Below are 16,729 nucleotides of genomic sequence, written 5' to 3'. Positions count from 1 at the left end.
TAAAAAGGCGCCGTAAGTCCGACGCCTTTGCTCCCGTTTATCACGGTGCTAAACCGTCTGTAAGACTCCCACTTCAAGCTTCGAGTATCACAAAGAAGCTAAGTGGGAGTAAACAGACGCTAACACCCTGATAAGTTTCGCTAATGATCAGTGGGGGGCAAAAACCCCACTGATCAAAGACTCACTTTATTTAGCTACTACGTCTGCTACTTCTTCCGTAATTTGCTCGCCACCTTGGCTGTTCCAGTCTTCGACAAACTGATCAAAAGCATCTAAGGATTCAGTACCCATTATTATTTTCAGGAAGGTTTCATCTTCAATTTTTTTCAAGTTGACCCAGCGATCCTCCATCGTTTTCGTCTGGGAATAGATCAAGCTTTTGACACCATTAATTTCTGTATCCACTAGAGGTGCTGTCCCAACCAGTGCAGAATATGCTCTCGTCCATTGTCCTAAATTCGCCTGTGGATCCCAATACTCAATATCCGTGTTATCGTATGGCTCCAGTTTAACTTCATGAATATGATCGACATCTGACTTCAACAGTTTGTAGGCTGGCATATCATAGAAATCTTCCGGTTCCTTCGTGCCTGCCAACACTTCTCGTAGCGCAACCGTCGTGACTTCCATCTCATCTGCCGGTGCATACACGAGACGCAACGGATAGAATCCAGGACCACCAATACTTGGATCAAATTCAGATTCGTTAGCTAACAGGTTATTTAAAATCTTCATGGCAGCTTCAGGATGCTCATAATCTTTTCGAACGACTACAAATTGCGTCGTCGTTGTACTTAAATGCGGTGTATATTCTCCATTCGCATCCAGCGGCAACGCATAAGATTGCCAGTTCGCATCAGGGTTATTCTTCACTGCATCGGTAAGCGGACCATATGGCATCCAGAACGGACCGAAAAACATTCCCGTATTTCCACTAATCACTGACTCGCCGGAATCCTCTCTTACACCAATTTCCGGATCAATCAAACCTTCGCTATACATATTCCGTAAAAAGGACAATGCTTCTTTCGTTTCCGGGAGTGTCGATCCATAAACCGGCTTGCCGTCCTCCCCTTCAAGCCAGTAACCCGGATAAGCATGTAAGGCAGAAAATATGCCGTCAAAGCCATATAAATTGTTAGTCGATTCCAAAAAGTTCGCATACAGTTTATTTGAAGTATCTGGACCTGCCAAACCAATTGTGTCATCTTGCCCGTTGCCGTCCGGATCTTCTTCCACAAACGCTCTTGCTACCTCTTTCAAATCATCGAGCGTTTTAGGTGGCTCAAGGCCAAGCTTATCTAACCAGTCCTTTCTAATCCAAAGATTGTGAACACCATCTGCACTTGCCTGGGAATTAGGAATCGCCATAATCTTGCCATCAAATGTAACATTTTCTAATGCTACGCCACTGGAACTGTCAATAATCTCTTTGATAGCTGGTGATGCATAATTTTCATAGACTTCGGTTAGATCAGCAATTTGATCAGCCTCGACTAATTGTCTTAATTCTACGGGACCAACCACCATTGCATCAGGCAAATCATTGCTGGCGATCGCTAAGCTTACCTTCTGATCATAGTTTGATGGAGATGCCGTAAATGCGTGCTGCACTACAATATTCAAATTTTCTTTTACATGTCGTGTGTATTGATTATCTAGAGGTGTGTCACCATCCTGCAAACTCGTATCACTCGGATCTACTTCCTGACCGATCGCGATCGTAACGGTCTCTTCATACGCTCCAAACGGATCCGCAGGCTCAGAAGGCGTTTCAGAGGTCGTATCCTTATCATCCGTCTCATCCGTACTGGCATCTTCATTCGAACAGGCGACTAACAGCATAACAAATAATAGTAAAAATAAGATCTTCTTTAACATCATTTCCCCTCTTTTCTATTTATTTTTGATCATAGCTTCATCATATCACTTATGAAAACGCATTCAATGAGAGGGATGTTTTGAATAAAAGGGGAGAAATGTTCTGTTCCATCTCCTTTCCATACTTCAGAAACAACATTTCCCACACTAGAAAGAAACATTCTTCTCCCTTTTATCACGGCGCTAACCGTCCATAATACCCCCACATCAAGATTCGCGAGATAAATAAGAAGCTAAGTGGGGGATAAACGGGCGATAACTTCCTGATAAGTTTCGCTAGCAATCAGTGGGGGGCAACCCCCCCACTGATTGAAGTCTCACTTTATGCCATTTGCGGTATTCACTTGGCAATTGTCCCGTCGATTTCCGAAACATTTTACTGAAATATTTAATGTCTGCATATCCAACTTTTTCGGAGATGACGCCGACCTTTTCTTTTGTATAAACCAAATAATCTTTCGCTTTATTAATCCTGGCAATCCGGACATACTCGTGAAACGTCTCCCCGACAATATCTTTAAAGCAGGTGGAAAAATAACTTCTGCTCATGTTTACCTGTAATGCAACATCTTGAGCAGTTAATGGCGTGGCCAGTTCCTTCTCGATAATGGAAACAGCCTTTAAAATACATTGATTGGTCTCAACAGAATAAGTCGGACTAAATACAGTCGTATACATTTGACGCTGAACATGATGCAGCCACGCTTCAACATCACTCCAAGCATGCAGGGAATTAGGAGCTGCAATGTCTTTCGGAAAAATATCTTGGTACAGCCGCTTGTTTTCACTGACAAACCAATGAAAAAGCTCCTGCAATTGGGAGGTTGTCATGGCCGCTTGATATAACTTATCCAGCAATTGCTGGACCGTTTCTTGATTTGTCAGCCATTGCCATGACAGTAATTGTTCTTTCCATTGATCCATTTCCTGATCTGTTATCGCTTCGAATACTGGCAGTTGCTTACACGATATAAATGATAGCCGATTTTCCTCTGATACTTCATAGAACAGCAGCTGTCGAAGATCAATTGCTGTCAGATCAAGTATGTGTGAGGATTTTTCTGGATAGATAAGCACGACAGGTGGCAGATTTCCTATTGATGCGGCTAAACGATGATACATGTCTTCTGGTGAGATCGCCTGCTGATCGATGACAATTGCAACGTCATGCAAGGTATACATTTGATCCTGTTGAATATCATCTGCCAGTCTCTCATATACAAGCTGCAGATGATGAGAAAGGATTAGATAACCGTTGCGAAAAGGAGATGTAGACGCTTTGCTGATTCCATGTCGATTGTTTGATTCTTGTTCAATTCTATCTTGAATTCGGACTAGAATATTGTCCATATCTGTTCCATCGAGCTCAATTTTTGCTATATAATCAATCGCACCTAATCGCATCGCTTCTTGAATATATTCAAAATCCTGATGCAAGGAAAGCACCACGACAAATATTTCCGGATACTGTTGACGCAAAACGCGGATCAGCTCAATTCCGGACATTACCGGCATCGCTAAATCCGTGATCACTAAATCGACCGCGTGTTGCTCAATGAAATCCAGAGCCACTTTCCCGTTCTTGGCATCCCCAACCACTTCCATATCAAAATTATTCCACCTGAAAGCAGAAATAAAGCTTTTGCGCACTAGCTTATCATCCTCGACGATCAGTACGTTAATCATGCCTTCTCCCCCTTTAAATATGGTATTCGTAATGTCACAACCGTCCCTTTACCAATATGACTTACTATCTCGATCTTGGCATCAAGGCCATACGTCCTGGCCAGGACACGCTTTACATAATTTAATCCAATTCCCATCCCTTGATTGGTCTGCTTAAAGGTTTGCTTATGCAACAGCTCTTCCACTTGTTGCGATGTCATTCCTTTGCCATTATCGGCAATGTCAATAACGAGCTGTAATGCTTCCATTTTTACCGTAATCAAAATCGTGCCTTCATCCACTAACCCATGATACAAGGCATTTTCTACAATGGGCTGCAAAATAAATCGTGGTAAAGGCGCTTGTAATACTTCTTCTTTTACAAAAAGGAACGTCTCAAATTCAAAATCATATCTTATTTGCTGTAACACTAAGTATTGCTGCATTGATTCCAGTTCGTCTTCCAAGGTGGAGAGTATCCCCAGCTTCCCCATGTTGTAATGGAGCAATTTATTTAAGGAGGTTAATAGACTGGTAAGCTCCTGTTTATCGCCTGAAATCGCCAGCCATTTTGCCGTGTCCAATGTGTTCATCAAAAAATGTGGATTGATCTGATGTTTTAATTTTTCTACTTCTAAATCAGCCCTCATCCGCTCTTTTTTCTCAATCTCATGGATCAATTCAACAATTTGTCCTCTCATATCCCGAAAATGATCGATTAAATCGACGAACTCTGGTATTTTGGTATTCACTACCTCTGAATGAAAATTATTATCTCCCATTAATTTTATTTCGTGGCGGAATTGATTCATTGGTTTATATAACGTCTTCCATAATAACCAGGACACCAGCAAACTGATAAGTACAAAAAGAATCGCAATATACAGCATAAGAATCGCCCACTGGTTCATTTCCTGATTGTATTCTGCGATCGGAATTAAAGCGACAATGCTCCAGCCTTTTTTCGTTGATTCCTCAAACCAGTAAAATCCATTCTGTTTTCCATATCCTTTGCTGTTACTGGGAAATGTACTGTTGCGAGGAAAGGAGTCATTTTCACTGTAAATAATGTTTTGGTTTTCATCCAGCATCATGTAGTTAGCATTATTCATAACACTGCCTATTTCAAGTAAATCATTGGTGAAATCCAGATTCGACTCCAAATAAATATAAATTTGGTCCGAGAAATTCACATCTAATTTCCTTGAAGTCGATAACACATGATTATCTTTGTATTTTTCCATACTAATATGCGGGCCATAGGTGTGCATATTATAACCTTCTGCCAGCAATGGGTCATGACTGAGTGAGAAATCCGGCTTGACCCCATAATTGTAAAAAAGGTAATGATCCTGCTGCTTGTTATAAAGTAAAGACAAACCAATCCCGGGGTTACTGAAGGTAATAACATTAATCTCGTTTTTGATATCCTCATACACTTTGACTCTATCGTAGGACGGAGGATACCGTAAATAGTTTTCCAGTTTATAGCCAATGTTTTCCGAAAAGGCAATTTGCTGCGCTACATAATTCAGATCATCGATCGTGTCCTCAATCGATAGTCGGATTTGTCTCAGATTACTGCTGAAGCTATCATGTAATTTATTGGTCAAAATATTCGACATAGACTGATAAGAGATAATGATGGTACACATGAGCAACAGAAAGGTACTGACCGCAAAGACAAGGGAAATCCGATTCTTTAAGCTAATATTTTCAAATGAGAAAGGACTTTTCATGATGTATCACCCCCTTTTTGAAGCGCTTTCATTTTAGCATGAAAAACATGGAGAACGCCTCCATGTTTCATCATACCACCAACAACTAACTTACTGCAGCTTCTCTATTTCCTTATTAACAGCATTCGGAATGAAAAAATCGCGATTATTGTGCGCTTCACCATGATCATGTTCTTCTATCTGCCGATACGCTAGTTGCATTTTTTCGTATGTTCTTATCGCCTCTTGCGCATAGACAGACTGCTTCGTATCCGTTGTCAATTCGGATGATAAAAAAATAATCGCACGGTAAATATTCGTATCATAATCGTCCAGCATTAGAGCTTTTTTGTAATAAGAAAGTGCCAATTCACGTTGGTGATCTGATACTAAAATCTTTCCGGCATGATACCAGACCTGTGAATTCTCTGGCTCTGTTTTTACCAATCCTTCCACCTGTTCCGGTGCGCCTAGCTCTAGCCAGTAGTTTTTTTGATAAGGATTATAGGCGATTGCTTGTGATGGTGATTGTTGATAGATTTTTTCTGCTAACATAAAGCGGGTGCTATATACCGTTGTGAAGGCTAGTAAAAATACGTAAACGATCAAGGCTATGCGATGCACCGTGAACATTTGCTTTACCTTTCGATCAGAAAGTGCCATCGAGAATAACCAGCACACCATCAAACCAACAAAGCCATATGCCGCGTTAAAGTCTACTAGACTATGTGAAAAAATCACTAGTAAACTGAGAAGCGCCGCAATATGAAGTGGATCCTGATGCCGTTTTCGCCAGATTTCCATGATTAGAAAAATAAAAATGGTGGTGATAAGAACGAAACCTATATATCCTATATCTATTATCATTTCTAAGTATTCATTATGTATTTTTTTTGCTTGATAAGGAACTTGCTGATAATTTCGGTAGATCGATTCCCATGCGTTGCCGCCACGTCCGAACAAAGGCGAATCCATACTGGCAGTGAGCACATCCTCATACATTAAGAGCCGCTCCTGTGCAGTTGAACTGCTGCTGATACTGGCCACTTTTTCCTGGAAGTTAACCGGGAGATGCTGGTACACGAATCCCTGTTTCGACAAGTCGGTTACAAGCAGAACGATAAGCAGCAGGCTAATTCCCGGTAAAAGTAAGCGATGCCGCTGTTTTCGGATTGATTTTGTCTGTGACATCAGCATCCCACTGACAACGGATAAGATTAGTACCGGTACCACATCAAACGTCAGAAAAATCAGATATCCTGTGCCGATGGTGAGAACGGATGCCAGTGCATATCGGACTTGCTGCCGGAATGTGAGCAAGCAGATGCCGATCAGCCAAATGACCGGTAACACGAGCAGCATCCCTCGCGAGTAGGAGGCTAGAAAACTAGCAAAAAAAAGCGGTAATGGAGTAGCATAAAATAGTGTCAGCCACATCGGATGTTGTTTCATCAGCATGATCAGACCGAACAAACAGAAAGCTGCCATCACCATGCCAAATGTATTCGGATATTGAAAAACTCCAGCAAAACGCTCTTGATAGATAACGAACTCATTTTGCAGCAGTCTCCAATGATTGAACAGCATATGCAGCATGATTACTATCCCGCTTAGGTAGAAGATGACAGGCATGAGCGTTTTCAGCCCTTGCCTTTTTTCCATACACCAGACTAATAATAGAAAAAAACTGATATACGTCGTCCAGCGAAACAGCATGTCAAATGCTCCTTGAGGATGAACTGCCTGAATCAGTGACACGAGATAACAGATCGGAATGATAAGAAGAAATGCGAATGATCCCCATACTGCCAGCTGTTTCGCACGAATCATATGGAAGATCCATCCGAACATGATGCAATAGATCAGAATGTGTACCGGGTAAAAATCCGCATCAAAATATAATCCTTTTTGAAAAGGGGCTGTCACCATTAATATTGATAAAAAAGCCCATAAAATCCAAGCCATAGCAACCTCCAGCGTCATACACTTTCTTTCATTGTAATACAAAAGTAGGTGGACGGGAAGAAGCCTCCCTAGATCTTGTTTTTGTATGTTTCTCAAGAAGAGTGTGCATTAGATTCCTTCTTACGGACACTTTCTTCCTCTTCCCCAAAAAGTTGTCCATAAGCTTTCCTTATCTATCCACACAAAAAACCCCACAGTTTTCGTGAGGTTTACCAGAGAAATGCGAATATGCCGGCGATTATGGAATAGATCACCATTGGAATGAGTGTCATGCGGATGATTTGCCCTTCTTTTCCGATTAATCCAACGACGGAGGCTGCTGCTACTACATTAACGGCGCAAATCATGTTGCCAGCGTTTGCACCTAAAACTTGCAGGCTGATGATCTGAGTTGGATCGAGCCCAACATGATCGGCAACGGAAAACTGGAATAAGGAGAACATCATATTACTAAAGGTCGCACTACCAGAGATAAAGGAACCTAGGGCACCAATAAACGGCGCCATCAATGGCCAGCTGCTCCCTAGTAAACCCGAGGCTTGATAGGCGAGCTCGACAGGCATGCTTTCCAATCCGGCATGATTCACACCGGAATTAATAAAAATGCGCACCATCGGAACAGCGGTGAACAGCGTAATCGACGTTCCGATTAACGTTTTTCCTGACACAGACAATGCTTGGCCAAATGCGCCCAGACTCATTTTATGGTAAAAAAAGGTGATGACCACGACGACCAGAAAAATCGTTCCAGGTAAATATAGCGGTTCAAAGACGGCCGATATCGTCGTTCCAAAAATATTTTCCCATCCTACTTTAGCGCTTGTCAGCCATTGTTTGAATGGGAGTGCGTTCAATCTGCTCAGCACTAATAATACACCAAGTGATAAATAAGGCATCCACGCTTTTACTAACGACATGGATTGCATTTTTTCTTTTTCAGCAATGGCCAGATCCCCCAGCCATCCAGCTGGCCATGTTTCACGTTTGCCAAAATCCCAAGGGCTTTTCGGCAGCATCCACCCTTTCTTAATCGCAAAAAGGACAAGCACCAATCCGACCAAACCACCGACAATGGACGGAAACTCTGGACCGATCACCGTTGCGACAATGAACGCCGGCACAGTAAAACTGAGGCCAGCAAACAAAGCAAAGCGCCATATGACGAAGCCGTGTTTCCAAGATTTTTCTTCACCGAAATAACGGGTGAGGATGACGACCATAATCAATGGCATAATCGTCCCTGTAATAAGGTCAAACTGCATCACTTGACTGGCTAATGTTTTGGTGTATGTATCCAGCGAAGTAGTTCCTAAAAAATTAGCCGCTAACGGTGCGATGTCTCCGCCTTCCATTAATCCTTGCTGAACACCGACAATTATCGGCGTACCAACCGCGCCAAATGAAACAGGACTGCTGTCCGCAATCAACGCCAGCACCACGGAAGCCAATGGTGGAAATCCCAGCACAACTAACAACGGAGCCACAATTGCCGCTGGTGTACCGAATCCGGCAGATCCTTCAATAAAAGCGCCAAATAACCAGGCAATCAGAATTGACTGCACGCGTCGATCCGGAGTTACTCCCATGAAAAAAGTTCGAATGGTATCAATGGCGCCACTTTTTTGTAATGTATTTAATAATAAGATGGCACCGAATACGATGTATAAAATAGAAACACCAATTAAAACGCCTTCCATAATTGATGCACTAATCTGAATGGCAGGGACCTTCCAAAAGAAAAAGGCAAGAACAGCTGTCACCACCAGACTAATTGGCATCGCCTTCATCGCAGGCATTCGAAGTATAACCAAGAAGAGAAAAACAGCCAAAATAGGTGTTAATGCTACAATCGTCATCATCACACTCACCTCACTATCTGTCATATGTTCATTATATCACAAACTTTACCAAAAAAATGATGCCCACTACGTTAAAAGTGGGCATTTTTGTGAACATTATTCCACGTCGTCATAGACACGTTTGCGATAATATTGCTGTAACTGTCTGGTGACTGGACCGACCGCTTGGTTTCCAACCGAATTCTCGTCAATATGTGTGACCGGCACCACTTCCATAGGTGTGGCAGTCAAAAAGCACTCATCTGCCTTTTGCAGTTCATCGACAGTAAACGTTTCTTCCACGACTGGGATATCAAGCTCTGACGCTAACTTGATTACCTTTTTTCTGGTGATACCGCCAAGAATATAGTTATTGGCAGGATGAGTATGTATCATTCCGTCTTTTATCATATAAAAATTGGAAGCCCCACACTCTCTGACAATTCCATCCCGGTGAAAAAGCGGCTCGTAGAATCCATTACGCTGCGCCTTCGTTCTCGCCAGCACATTCCCTAATAAATTCAGAGACTTAATATCACAGCGAAGCCAGCGAATATCCTCCTGTAACGTCACACGTACGCCGTTCTCCCACATCTCCACAGGCTGATCGAACTTGTTTACGGTCGCATAAAAGATCGCATCCAGATCCTCTGCGTAGACATGGTCGCGTGGCTGCATTCCCCGTGTCACTTGGAGATATAGTTTTCCGTCCACTGTAAAATCATTTGCCGCAACAAGTCTTTTCAACAACTCTTTGATCTCTAGTCGTGAAAAAGGTGGACGAATGGCTAACTGCTCCATCGAATAAAAAAGACGGTCTAAATGCCAATCTAACACATGGAACTTACCATCATATAAACGGATTACCTCATATACACCATCACCGAACTGATAACCACGGTCTTCAAAAGATACGAGCGCGTTTTCCTGCTTTCTTTCCACTATTTTATGGTTCCATAACATATATTCCGTCACACCAGCAGCCTCCCTTTTATCGTACTTTCAAAATAATTTTGCCGATGTTTTTGTTGGATTCCATATGGCGATGGGCATCTGCCACTTCTTCAATTGGAAATACTTGATCCACTACCGGCTTGATCGACTTATCCTCAAAATATTCACTTGTCTTTTTCAGAAAGTCATCTGATAATTCTGCTTTATACGGATCACTCCTTGGCGTTAACAACGTTCCGGTGAGCTGAATTCGTTTGGCCATCAAATCCATTAATGAAATGGAATCTACCTTGCTGCCCCCTAACACACCGATTAGCACCCAGCGTCCGTCAACAGCGATACTTCGATAGTTTTTCTGCCAGTAACTCGCACCGACAAAATCAAGAATGACATCGGCACCTTTTTGGTCGGTTGCTTGTAATACTTCTTCTTCGAATGCCTGTGTTTTGTAATTGATTGCAACATCCGCTCCGAGCTTCTTGCAAAAATCTACTTTCTCTTCCGATCCAGCAGTTACGATAACGCGGGCGTTCGACAGCTTCTTCGCTAGTTGAATAGCCGCCGTGCCGACACCACTTCCACCAGCATGAATCAGAACGGTTTCGCTTTTCTGCAATTTTCCGATCCAATAAAGCGTTTGATAGGCGGTCAAAAACACTTCCGGAATTGCTGCAGCTTGTTCAAACGAAAGATCGGATGGAATACTCATCGCGCGATCAACAGGCATGGCTACTTTTTCTGCATACCCACCACCGTTGACCAATCCCATCACACGTTCTCCGACGGTAAACTGATCATGGCCATTCGGATCTACGACAACGCCAGCGATCTCGACGCCAATGATCGGATTCTCCGCATAGCCTATTTTCCCTTCACGGTTTAAAATATCGGTACGATTCACCGCTGTAGCATGCACTTCTATTAGCATATCTCCTGAAGCTACTGTTGGATCATTTTGTTCAACATAGGTGAGTTGATCTGCACCACCTGGTTCTTTTGTTATTACTGCTTTCATTTTCATTCCTCCTCTATATCAAATTCTTCGTTTACAAAACCTGACGTATAAGGAAAAAACGCAGAGGCTTCTAACAACACTCTACGCTTTTCGAAAAGCCCGTCTCTCTGCGTATGTTACGCATTTGAAACAGACCGGCACCTTCTCATCATGATCGTTATAATAGTAAGTGGGTTTGACTGGTTTCTTGCCACACATTGCACATTTTACCGGTTGAAATAAGCGTTTAAAGAAATTCAACTCATCATCCCTCCTCCTCTATTATAACAATGCACACCGATCGGATACATTATTATGATCGGATATACTTTTTTAAATCCTTCAAGGAAACGGGCTCCGAGTAATAATAACCTTGTCCATAATCACAATACAGACGATGTAAAATATTTCGCTGCCACTCCGCTTCGATTCCTTCCGCCACTACCTTCAAATGAAGATTGGCACCAATATCGACCATTGTTTTGACAATTGCCAAACTGGTTTTGTCCTCTACACCTTTAATGAAATGTTTATCGATCTTTAATTTATCGATCGGCAGCTCCTTTAGCAGATAGAGTGAGGAATACCCTGTGCCGAAATCATCAATCACAATACCGATTCCTAAATCATGCAAGGACTGCAGTATCATTTTTGACGTATCAATATTTTGCATGAGACTCTCAATGATTTCTAATTCCAGGTATTGTGGCGGTAATCCGGTTTCTTCCAAGACATTTTCCACTGTTTTCACAAAACGACGCTCTAGCTGTTTTGGCGACACATTCACGGCCACGGTTAAGTCATGGTAGCCCGCTTCATGCAGCTGTTTTATCTCCAGACAAGCCTTACGTAAAACCCATTCCCCAATTTTATGTATTTGGCCGGTTTCCTCTGCAACCGGAATAAATTCCGTTGGCGATACATCCCCCATAGTCGGATGATCCCATCTTACCAATGCTTCCACCCCAACCGGCGTATCAGAGGCAAGACGGACAATCGGCTGATAAACCAGCGTAAATTGATCCTCCACTATTGCCTTTTCTAGTTTCATCTCTAAGGTCAGCTTACGCATGATTCGTCGGTGCAATACTTCATCAAAAAAGTAGTAACGATTCTTACCGAGACGCTTTGCCTGATACATCGCCGCATCAGCATGCTTCATCAGCTGCTCTTCAGTCAACGCATCTTCCGGATAAAAGCTGATGCCTATACTGGGCGTCAGACTAACTTCGTATTGTTCCAGGTGAAAAGAACTGGAAAAGACAGCCAGAATGGCATTGGATACTTCCTTCATTTTCTCCACCGAAGCATGAGGAACCAGCATAATAAACTCATCGCCACCAATCCTGTATACCTCCGCGCCTCCCTCCACAACTTTGCGCAGACGTATCGCCGCTTCAAGCAAGACTTGATCACCAGCCTGATGTCCAAGACTATCATTAATATTCTTGAAGCGATCAAGGTCCATTAACAGAACAGCAAGCGGCTGACCCTTTTTACGTAATTTCTTAGAATCTTCGGTAAAACTGACACGATTTTTTAATCCGGTTAATGCATCATGATAAGCAAGATAACGGTATTCGCGAACCAGTTGTGTATTCTTTTTCATCACCAACAGCTGCCTTGCTACCAGCATGATAAAGACAATCATTAAGCCGATGCTAAGCGCATTCCATTCCCAGTGATAACTTTGCAACAAGAACAGCATAAGGACTAACACCGATAAATAAGGAAAAAAAGTAACCTTTCGTTCTTCATTTTTGAAGCGATTCCAATCCATAGTTGGTAGCTGAAGATGTGTCAGTTTCGCTGAGGTACCAATCAAGAGCAAGGAAAATAACCATAATGCATCAATAAGATCATACCAAGCCTTCCATTGATTCATTTCTGCAATCACCAATAACATAATCGCCAAGATATGAAAAAAAACACCAGCGATTAAGAATGTCATGGCCCCTCTTTGCTTACTGAACAAGATTAAATAGTATAATGTCGTAATGCCGAACATGATTACTAATAAGCAAACCTGTAAAGCAATAATAATTCCCTGTAACCACAACGAATGATCCGCGTAAAAAATAACCGGTTGAAAAAGATAATGAATACAAATAACGGTGATAAAAATCATAAAGATGAAAATATTGAACAAAAACGGACTCGTCGACACATCCGTTTCGATCAATTTAATTTTATGTAAAACGGCAAGCAATAACAGACTGTATGCTGCAAACCAGGCTACCAAAGACAGAGCTGGAAAACTATTTTCTCCACTCACGAGTATTTCGAAAAGCCAGATTAGGTTTGCTGCCACAAATGCTGCCAGCGATAAGCCTATCCACATCCAAAATCGTCGCTGGATTTGATCCGATTGGCGGTATGCTTGATAAATCCATCTGCCACTTATGGATACGGCCACTACCGGCACAGCTATCGACAGGACATCACGTAGAAGGGACTCCGCTTCCAACAAGGTCAACAGTAAATAATAGATAGCTGTAATCAGCACCAGTATCCCTAATAAATTTTTCATCTCCTTATGCACAGACTCACCACCTTTTCCACATATCTATTTTTCGTATATTTCGATAGGTAATTGATCAGGATCCTGAAAAAAAGTAAATCGCTTCCCAGTAATCGGGTCTATTCTAATTACTTCTGCTTCGATACCTTTTTCATAAAGCTTTTCTACTGTTCTGTCAATGTTGTCAACGGTAAATGCAATGTGTCTAAGTCCTTGTGCCTCTGGATAACTGGCACGTTCAGGGGCATCCGGAAAAGAGAATAATTCGAGCATATAGGTACCATTTAGGGCTAAATCCAACTTGTATGACTTTCGTTCCTCACGATATACTTCACGAATTTCAGTAAACCTTAGCTTATTTATATAAAAATCTTTAGAAACAGCATAATTGGAACAAATAATTGCAATGTGATGAACTCCATTAAACATAACAAGCACTCCTTTATTTAGCTATTATTTTACCATAAAATGAGAGAGCTTTTTACAGCTAATCAACAATAGGATAACTTTTCCATTATTCTGACGAATTTTACCGGTATCACGCATTTTTTATTTCGAATGAAACGAGTCTGTACAACAAAAACTACCGCTACAACTTTGTCAAAAGGAGCAAACGATATGAAAAAGACGATACTCATGATGATTGGATTGTTTATCCTAAGTAGTCAACCTGCGATGGCTATGCCTGACAGCGAGTTATTTCCCAGAAATGAAACATTCGACATCAATGAATGCCAACGATGGACAGACGAGGTCCGTGATTTCAATGTATCCAAGCAAAATAAAGCAGAGAAGGTAACGGTATTGATGTATCACCGGGTCGTTCCGGAGGATGCCATCAGCAGGATTCATAAACAATATAATGGAAACTTAATTTCCGAAGTGATTTTACAGTCCGATTTTCAAGAACAGATTGAATTTTTAAAAGAAGAGGGTTATACGACGTTGACGTTAAAGGAACTGGCAATATTTATTGATGGCAAGCTGGATATTCCTGAAAAGAGTGTTGTGCTTACATTCGATGATGGCTTTATCGAGAACACATTGGAAGTAGCACCGACTCTTCGTGCCAACGGCTTTAATGCGGCAAGCTTTGTGATAACCGGTGCTGTCAGAAAAGAAGACTATGAGTATGACCCAAGCAAATACCAGTACTACACGTTAGAGGACATGCAAAACAGCTGCGACATTTTCGAATTCGAAAGCCACACGTACCATTTTCATAAACGAACCAATCGGGATAAAGCCTATTTAGTCGCCCTGACATCCGACCTTATTAAAAAGGATATTGCAACAAGTATTTACAATTTGGATGGCAATAAACAAGCCTTCGCTGCTCCATACGGCGCGTACAATGATAGAGTCGTCGATATTTTAAAAGATCTCGGCATCCATATGGCGTTTACCGTCAACCCGGCTGATGTCGTTCCCGGAACGAACATCTATGAGATTCCGAGGAGAGAAGTGAAGCCAGACGACTCTTTAGAGGATTTTAAAGAAAAAATTGGATTCGAAGGGTGATCATATGCACTGGAAGGATTCCAGCGGTGAGTGGTGGCTTGTTTGAAACATGAACTCATTCAATCAAAAGGAGGTGCAGAAGAGACGCTTCTGATTGAATGAGGACTGCTTTCATTCATAATTCGCTGTAACCCAAGCTTTTTTGATCGAATATGGCCTGCATTCCAACACATCTTGCTATTGTCGTTTGAATGCAGGCCAATTTATCAGAACTGCTTTTTCTATTGTGATTCTTCTTTCCACAATTGCTCCATTATCATCACAAGGAAGGTTCCGACCAACAGACCGTTACTCATCACATTCTGTACGAGCAGCGGCAATTCGGAAAACACCTCAGCCGGCAGAAACATCGTTCCCATCCCGACAAGATAGGCAATCCCAAGAATTGTTACCCGACGGTTATCAAGCGGATGATAGTTCACATTGCGGATCGCTAACCCTACTAGTTGGATAAACGATGCCATCAATGCTGCATTGGCGATCGGTGATGGAATACTGGATATGTACGAGACAATCACCGGAAAGAAGGCCACGACCATTAATAGAAAAGATGCATAAATAAATGGCGTTTTTCGTTTCTGTCCAGTCAGTTCTATAAAACCGGCAGACGTAGAGAGCGGCACATTAGCAATGGCTGAGAACATCCCTGCCAAGCCGTGATTAAGTCCAAATACTACCGTTCCACGATTAATCTCTTTTTTTCGATCACTTTTTTTATTCCCTAATATTTGATCCACCGCCACGACAGAAGCGACGATGTTCGAAAGCAGAATGACAGCTGTAATAAATGCGATCGGAATAAGACTAATGTTAAACTCCGGCATACCAAACGCGAACACATCAGGCAATGCAAACAGTGCCACATCACCGACAACTGGTGCCTCCCCGTTCACGAGCACGAAGATAAGCCATCCGACAAATATACCGATAAGCATCGAATAATTACTTAACCAGCCTTTTGAAAAAATCGATAATCCCAACACAATCATGAAGGTTAACGTTGCAATCAGCGCTTCTTTTACCTGAATATTTTCCGAGCCACCTTGCAGTCCAAGCATTCCTTCGAGAAACGTCCCACTCAATTGAACCGTTAACAGTAAGAAGAAAGTCCCTGTCACTAACGGTGTGAAAATTGGCAGCACATACTGTGTCAACTTCAAAGCACCGAACAGAAATAAGAAAACCCCTGTCAGGATCATGGTCGTTTCCAATAAACGTAACGTGTCCCCATATGCTGTACCATTCTGTATGCCTGTGGCAGCCATAACGGAAAAAATACTAATCCAAATGCCGGCAGGACCTTCCATAATCGGCATCTTATGTCCAAAGATTGCCTGCAGAAAAGAAGCCAGCCCCACGACAAAGAAAGTCCGTTGCATCAACCCGGCTATTTCCGGAAAACTTAAATCAAACATGGCTCCTACGACGATGGGTAAGGCCACTGAACTTGCTAATAAAAAGATAAACCATTGAAATGTTTCCATTGATGTTTGTAAAAATGATGTTTTTTTCAACATAAACGCTCCTACTCTTTCCATTGATTCCTTATGTATCATATCATTAAGTTAAAGGATCGACCAAGCTACTTGTTCATCGTTAACTTCGAATGAATCGTATTTTTTTATCGAAAACTGTAATGTTTCATGTCATGGTGCGTCTAATAAGTAAGAAC

The 16,729-nt window shown here is 42.0% G+C and carries 11 protein-coding genes; 1 reads left to right on the top strand and 10 read right to left on the bottom strand.

Annotated features, from left to right (window positions below; all coding sequences use genetic code 11):
* Window positions 1–186: 186 nt before the first annotated feature.
* The 9 genes from MUN88_RS11095 to gloA2 form a co-directional block, all read right to left on the bottom strand.
* The gene (locus tag MUN88_RS11095; RefSeq protein WP_244724466.1) at window positions 187–1,881 is read right to left on the bottom strand and encodes an extracellular solute-binding protein; all 1,695 of its coding nucleotides are present in this window, start codon (window positions 1,879–1,881) and stop codon (window positions 187–189) included.
* A gap of 276 nt (window positions 1,882–2,157) precedes the next feature.
* Window positions 2,158–3,567, bottom strand: a complete 1,410-nt coding sequence (locus tag MUN88_RS11090; protein WP_244714984.1) for a response regulator transcription factor — start codon at window positions 3,565–3,567, stop codon at window positions 2,158–2,160.
* Entirely contained in the window at window positions 3,564–5,285 is a 1,722-nt protein-coding gene (locus MUN88_RS11085; RefSeq protein ID WP_244714982.1) for a sensor histidine kinase, read from the bottom strand. Before MUN88_RS11085 ends, MUN88_RS11090 begins: the two co-directional genes overlap by 4 nt.
* Window positions 5,286–5,375: 90 nt before the next feature.
* Window positions 5,376–7,229 (bottom strand): O-antigen ligase family protein, encoded by a 1,854-nt coding sequence (locus MUN88_RS11080; protein ID WP_244714980.1) that lies wholly within the window; start codon window positions 7,227–7,229, stop codon window positions 5,376–5,378.
* Window positions 7,230–7,438: 209 nt separating this feature from the next.
* The gene (locus MUN88_RS11075; RefSeq protein WP_244714978.1) at window positions 7,439–9,088 is read right to left on the bottom strand and encodes an L-lactate permease; all 1,650 of its coding nucleotides are present in this window, start codon (window positions 9,086–9,088) and stop codon (window positions 7,439–7,441) included.
* Between the two features lie 96 nt (window positions 9,089–9,184).
* Window positions 9,185–10,042: a D-amino-acid transaminase gene (dat, locus tag MUN88_RS11070; protein WP_244714976.1), complete on the bottom strand. Its 858-nt coding sequence runs from the start codon at window positions 10,040–10,042 to the stop codon at window positions 9,185–9,187.
* 16 nt (window positions 10,043–10,058) lie between these two features.
* Window positions 10,059–11,036 carry an NAD(P)H-quinone oxidoreductase gene (locus MUN88_RS11065; protein ID WP_244714974.1) on the bottom strand — a complete coding sequence of 326 codons (978 nt, stop codon included), beginning with the start codon at window positions 11,034–11,036 and terminating at the stop codon, window positions 10,059–10,061.
* 292 nt (window positions 11,037–11,328) lie between these two features.
* The gene (locus MUN88_RS11060) at window positions 11,329–13,557 is read right to left on the bottom strand and encodes a putative bifunctional diguanylate cyclase/phosphodiesterase (protein ID WP_244714972.1); all 2,229 of its coding nucleotides are present in this window, start codon (window positions 13,555–13,557) and stop codon (window positions 11,329–11,331) included.
* 24 nt (window positions 13,558–13,581) lie between these two features.
* Window positions 13,582–13,965: an SMU1112c/YaeR family gloxylase I-like metalloprotein gene (gloA2, locus tag MUN88_RS11055; RefSeq protein WP_244714970.1), complete on the bottom strand. Its 384-nt coding sequence runs from the start codon at window positions 13,963–13,965 to the stop codon at window positions 13,582–13,584.
* A 189-nt stretch (window positions 13,966–14,154) separates the two neighbouring features.
* Here gloA2 and MUN88_RS11050 point away from each other — a divergent pair, with 189 nt between their 5' ends.
* Window positions 14,155–15,057 carry a polysaccharide deacetylase family protein gene (locus MUN88_RS11050; RefSeq protein ID WP_244714968.1) on the top strand — a complete coding sequence of 301 codons (903 nt, stop codon included), beginning with the start codon at window positions 14,155–14,157 and terminating at the stop codon, window positions 15,055–15,057.
* 221 nt (window positions 15,058–15,278) lie between these two features.
* Here the strand turns inward: MUN88_RS11050 and MUN88_RS11045 are convergent, their stop codons facing one another.
* Window positions 15,279–16,574, bottom strand: a complete 1,296-nt coding sequence (locus tag MUN88_RS11045) for a purine/pyrimidine permease (RefSeq protein WP_244714966.1) — start codon at window positions 16,572–16,574, stop codon at window positions 15,279–15,281.
* Between the last annotated feature and the right edge of the window lie 155 nt (window positions 16,575–16,729).

This window comes from Gracilibacillus caseinilyticus (assembly GCF_022919115.1).
Lineage (GTDB): Bacteria > Bacillota > Bacilli > Bacillales > Amphibacillaceae > Gracilibacillus > Gracilibacillus caseinilyticus.
This window is presented reverse-complemented; position numbering and strand designations above follow the sequence as displayed.

Bases quoted from the DNA above. Each gene is read 5' to 3' on its own strand.
- MUN88_RS11065 (WP_244714974.1), bottom strand. From the start codon at position 11,036: ATGAAAGCAGTAATAACAAAAGAACCAGGTGGTGCAGATCAACTCACC.
- MUN88_RS11090 (WP_244714984.1), bottom strand. From the start codon at position 3,567: ATGATTAACGTACTGATCGTCGAGGATGATAAGCTAGTGCGCAAAAGC.
- MUN88_RS11080 (WP_244714980.1), bottom strand. From the start codon at position 7,229: ATGGCTTGGATTTTATGGGCTTTTTTATCAATATTAATGGTGACAGCC.
- MUN88_RS11095 (WP_244724466.1), bottom strand. From the start codon at position 1,881: ATGTTAAAGAAGATCTTATTTTTACTATTATTTGTTATGCTGTTAGTC.
- MUN88_RS11075 (WP_244714978.1), bottom strand. From the start codon at position 9,088: ATGATGACGATTGTAGCATTAACACCTATTTTGGCTGTTTTTCTCTTC.
- MUN88_RS11045 (WP_244714966.1), bottom strand. From the start codon at position 16,574: ATGTTGAAAAAAACATCATTTTTACAAACATCAATGGAAACATTTCAA.
- gloA2 (WP_244714970.1), bottom strand. From the start codon at position 13,965: ATGTTTAATGGAGTTCATCACATTGCAATTATTTGTTCCAATTATGCT.
- MUN88_RS11050 (WP_244714968.1), top strand. From the start codon at position 14,155: ATGAAAAAGACGATACTCATGATGATTGGATTGTTTATCCTAAGTAGT.
- MUN88_RS11085 (WP_244714982.1), bottom strand. From the start codon at position 5,285: ATGAAAAGTCCTTTCTCATTTGAAAATATTAGCTTAAAGAATCGGATT.